A 4134-nucleotide genomic window follows, 5' to 3' on the forward strand; every position below is an offset into this window, starting at 1 on the left:
TCGTGTAGGGTTGTCTAGCCTAATCGAAAATTTTGCTCTTGGCAGTAGACAATAAATACTACAGTGTGTAGTATTTTAATATTGCACCCACGTCCTTTTTGTAACTTCGATGACTCGCCCACGCTCCTCAGGTCTCTACAGCCCCACGCATTGCCAACCCAATACGGGAATAGCGGCAGCGATCGCGCTGTTTACGGTTGAGGGAGTGAGCGATTTGTTCGATCGCCCCAGGGTTGCAGAACTCATTTTCGATGCGATTCAGATTCAGTTAGACCCGGATTACTCACAACTGAGCGGACGGTGTAGGACGCCTACACCCCTATAGGACAACCGAACGCAGACGCCTTCGTTGACCGCCCCCGCTCCTGAGTCGCAGAAGCGGGGGTTGTTGTTTAGAAGCGATTCAACTCAAACGTCACTTGTTGGGAGGCAAGCACGATGTTGAAGTTAACCTACACAGACGCAGGATTGCATTTAGAGCGGGTTGCAGCACCGCTAGAAATTCTTGTAGCACAGCGAGTGCTGCTGGCAATGCGTGCCGGACAAACACTGTACGTTGAACCCGGAAAAGCGTCGTTCTTGCTGCCAGAGCAGGCGACTGGACTAGCGCATTTGGCAACGGCGCTGCGTTGGGAGAACACGTCTGCGATCGCCATCACCCCGGTCGATGATGAGTTTGTGGAGCTGAGCGTTGAAGGAAGCTGGCTCGCCGAAAGCGCTGCTGCCCACGAGGGCATGTTTCTAACGGCGTTTTCCGAGCGGGCGGAGTTCTTTGTCTACAAGCTGTGGCAAACGACACAGCTTCAGGCGAGCAAGGTGACGTGACGAAACGGCTAATCGCTGTTAACGATTAGCCGTTTCGATCGCCTCAACCTACGCACCGCTAAATACTCCGGTCTTCCATCAAAAGAATGACGCCTTGAACCTCGGGACTGCTATCAACTAGCGGAGTACAGGTCACGCGGCATTGAATTCCTTTGCCGCGACGGTTGACTGCATCAAGGGTCACTTCGACTGCACCATCAGGACTACCGATCAGGCAATCTCGGATTGACTGCCGCAATTGCCCAACCGGAAGACCAATATCCAGATTGAGGAAATTTTGCCCCGCCACTTCCTCGGTGCGGAGTCCCCAAAGGTCCTCGGCTTTGTGGTTCCAAATCTGCACCTGTAAATTGGAATCGAGCACCACCACACCACCGCGCAAGCTGGTAAAAACTGATTCTAAGAAAGCGTTGCTTTGGTTGAGTTCCTCACTGCGGCGCTGCAATTCGTCATTGACCGTTTGCAGTTCTTCATTGGTGGACTGCAATTCTTCGTTCATCGTTTCCAACTCTTCGTTGGTCGATTGCAGTTCTTCGTTGGTGGTTTCCAACTCTTCATTGCTCGATTGCAGTTCTTCGTTGGTGGTTTCTAATTCTTCATTGGTCGCTTGCAGTTCTTCATACGCCATTTCTAGCTCTTGGCTGAAGTGCTCCAACTCATCTTGCAGCAGCTTGTAGCGGGTCACTTCGATGAAGGAAACGCTAATGCCTAGCGTGTTGCTGTCGGAGCCTAGCAGCGGCGACACCTGCACGTCTAGATAAATGGGTTCTCCTGACGACAATCTAAATTCCACATTGCGAATGGTGATGGAGCGTTGATCGAGCGATGCCTGCTCGATGCACGATCGCAGTTCCACCGGACGGTACGACACTTCCAAGTCTTGCAGCGGGCGACCGACATCGCGGGTAGACAGGTTGAATAAACTCCGCGCTCGTTCGTTAATCAGCACCAGTATTCCATTGCTATCAACTACGATGCCAGCTACGAGTGCAATCTCGAAGGCGGCTTCTCGTAAACGAACTTGGCTGGATAAGTAACCGACCGTCTCCTCGGTCTCGCTGTCGGTTTGCGTCGCCAGCAGCAAGCGATCGCGCAATTGCAGCTTTCCAACCTTTGTAAATATGCGCCGCTTCAGATCGATCGGGCTAAAGATATTTGCGTGCAGCATCTGCATTTCCGCTTTGCCCAAAACCAAAAATCCACCATTGCGTAGAGCGAAGTGAAATCGCGCCAAAATGCGAGCTTGCGTCTCGGCATTGAAATACATCAGCACGTTGCGGCAGAGCAGCAGGTCAATTTTAGAAATTGGTGCATCCTGAATCAGATCGTGGCGACCGAAGATCACCGATCGGCGCAGGTCTTTCCGAAACCCATAGCGATCGTCGGACGGCTCAAAGTATTTTTCGACTAGCTCAGGCGGAACGGTGCTCAGATCATTTGCAAGGTAGGTGGCTTGCCGCGCATGGCTCAGAGCGTCGTCATCGATATCGGTGGCATAGATTTTGACGCGCGATCGAAACGCCTCGATTCCAATGACTTCGGCGATCGCCATCGCCACCGTGTAGGCTTCCTCGCCAGAGGCACAGCCAGCCGTCCACACCCGAATGGGTTCATCCGGCGCAGTGCGGCTAACCATTAGCGGAATCATTTCGCTGATCGCATAGTCCCAAATCGAATGGTCGCGAAAAAACGACGTGACGTTGATCAGCAGAGTGTTGAACAGGTGTTGGAACTCGTCCGGATGGACTTCTAGATAGTCCAGGTAGGTGTTGTAGCCGTCAATACCGACCATCTGCATCCGCTTATTGACGCGCCGCATCAGGCTAGAGCGTTTGTACCCCGTAAAATCGAAGCCGCGATTACGCTTCACATACTCTAGCAGTGCCTCAAATTCTGGATTTGCTTCAGATTTCGTCATGCCTGCGTGCTCGTTTCCCTTCTTGGACCCGCCCTACGTAGCCTAGGACAACTCTACTAGCGTAACGATGACCTAGAGGATTATTTAGCCACTCCAGACGTCGATCGTACCGCTGCACCCACCGCAGGTTGATGGATGATTAAAATCTGACCGCTTTTAGCGATGTTTGTTAAATTGGAGTTACAAGGTTGAGTTTTAAGTCATGCAGCGCGACTTCGAACAGGATTGTGGGAAAGTTCCACAAATAGCTGATGGCTATGATGAGCAACTCCTTCAGGCAGAGCTGGAAATCCTGCGCGAACAGGTGATCTCGTTGCAGCAAGAACTCTACAACAGAGACAGCGACATACACGAGCTAGAGCAAGAACTGTGGCACACGAATGATCAGCTGTGGCGACTGGACCAAGAGATACAGATGCAGTCCCAGAATCTGCCCACTCTACCGTTTGCTGAAGCGCAAGAGCTGGCAAAGCAGCTAGTGCAAGCTGGATACGCCAATCCAACCGCACTGGCTACGCTGCTACAAGCAATTTATCAAGTTCCGGTTAAACTTCAGAACCTTGGGGTTATTCCACGGCCATCTAAGCTAGTGCTTTCTCAAGCGATCGTTCAGCGGCGAGTCCTCGCCGCTGAACGATCGCGGATGCGATCGAAAATGCTGGAAATTGCCGCTCAGCACGACACGTTTCGAGAAGAAGTTGTCCGCCTAAAGAACCAGATAGCGGAGTCTGTTAAGTCTCTGGACAGTTGGCGCAAATCAGAATGTCCAGTTCCTACTAATGCCTCAGTAGTCGGAAGCCCCGCATTTACACTATCCGAAGAAATGCCCCCAATGCAGGTAATCTGTAGGGAAGGTGCTTGAAGCGACCTGAATCGCCGAGAGATTTGAGAAATTGCTACCCATGCCTAACCCGTGAACATCCATTGTTTGTGAGGACTTGTCTGTCCACGATCGCTCTTGCGCAAGAGCGATCGGGTGGTTTGGATGCCTATTCTTCTCAATCTCTAAACGATCGCTAATTGCTAACCGCGATTGGCGCATCGCGATCGATTTGTGTCTCTTCAGCAGACGACCGAGAAACCTGAGAGAACGCTATGCGCGGTTATCGAAGTCTGAGGACGTGGGGCTTTCCAGCGGCTATGTGGCTGCTGAGCCGACTGACAATTCTGGCTGCCATCCTGCTGTTGGTGCGGCTGTTTCCGGCACCGGCAGGCAGCAGCGCTGCCTTGGGAAGCTGGCGATCGCTGATTGGCTGGGATAGCGGACATTATCTGTCGATCGCCACGACGGGGTACCACTATGTCAACGATGGTCAAGGGTACAATGTGGCGTTTTTCCCTGGATTTCCGCTGCTGATTCGAGCTGCCATGAGCGTGGGCATTCCGCCAGA

4 protein-coding genes and 1 pseudogene are annotated in these 4134 nt (G+C 52.3%); 4 read left to right on the forward strand and 1 reads right to left on the reverse strand.

What is annotated here, in order from left to right; genetic code table 11:
• Positions 1-109 precede the first annotated feature (109 nt).
• Both H6F43_RS07645 and H6F43_RS07650 read left to right on the forward strand, forming a co-directional pair.
• Positions 110-325 (forward strand): hypothetical protein, encoded by a 216-nt coding sequence (locus H6F43_RS07645; protein WP_190342206.1) that lies wholly within the window; start codon positions 110-112, stop codon positions 323-325.
• A 113-nt stretch (positions 326-438) separates the two neighbouring features.
• Positions 439-825, forward strand: coding sequence for an alr0857 family protein (locus tag H6F43_RS07650; RefSeq protein ID WP_190342207.1), 387 nt, complete (start codon positions 439-441; stop codon positions 823-825).
• 58 nt (positions 826-883) lie between these two features.
• Here H6F43_RS07650 and H6F43_RS07655 read toward each other — a convergent pair whose 3' ends face one another.
• On the reverse strand, positions 884-2743 hold the full coding sequence (locus H6F43_RS07655) for a CheR family methyltransferase (RefSeq protein WP_190342208.1): 1860 nt from the start codon (positions 2741-2743) through the stop codon (positions 884-886).
• 202 nt (positions 2744-2945) lie between these two features.
• Between H6F43_RS07655 and H6F43_RS07660 the strand changes: the two genes are divergently transcribed.
• Together H6F43_RS07660 and H6F43_RS07665 are read left to right on the forward strand one after the other, a co-directional pair.
• The gene (locus H6F43_RS07660; protein ID WP_190342209.1) at positions 2946-3605 is read left to right on the forward strand and encodes a hypothetical protein; all 660 of its coding nucleotides are present in this window, start codon (positions 2946-2948) and stop codon (positions 3603-3605) included.
• 233 nt (positions 3606-3838) lie between these two features.
• Positions 3839-4134 (forward strand): annotated as a pseudogene (locus H6F43_RS07665) (hypothetical protein); the annotation flags it as partial.

The organism is Leptolyngbya sp. FACHB-36 (assembly GCF_014695955.1).
GTDB lineage: Bacteria > Cyanobacteriota > Cyanobacteriia > Leptolyngbyales > Leptolyngbyaceae > FACHB-36.

Bases quoted from the DNA above. Each gene is read 5' to 3' on its own strand.
- H6F43_RS07655 (WP_190342208.1), bottom strand. From the start codon at position 2,743: ATGACGAAATCTGAAGCAAATCCAGAATTTGAGGCACTGCTAGAGTAT.
- H6F43_RS07660 (WP_190342209.1), top strand. From the start codon at position 2,946: ATGCAGCGCGACTTCGAACAGGATTGTGGGAAAGTTCCACAAATAGCT.
- H6F43_RS07650 (WP_190342207.1), top strand. From the start codon at position 439: ATGTTGAAGTTAACCTACACAGACGCAGGATTGCATTTAGAGCGGGTT.
- H6F43_RS07645 (WP_190342206.1), top strand. From the start codon at position 110: ATGACTCGCCCACGCTCCTCAGGTCTCTACAGCCCCACGCATTGCCAA.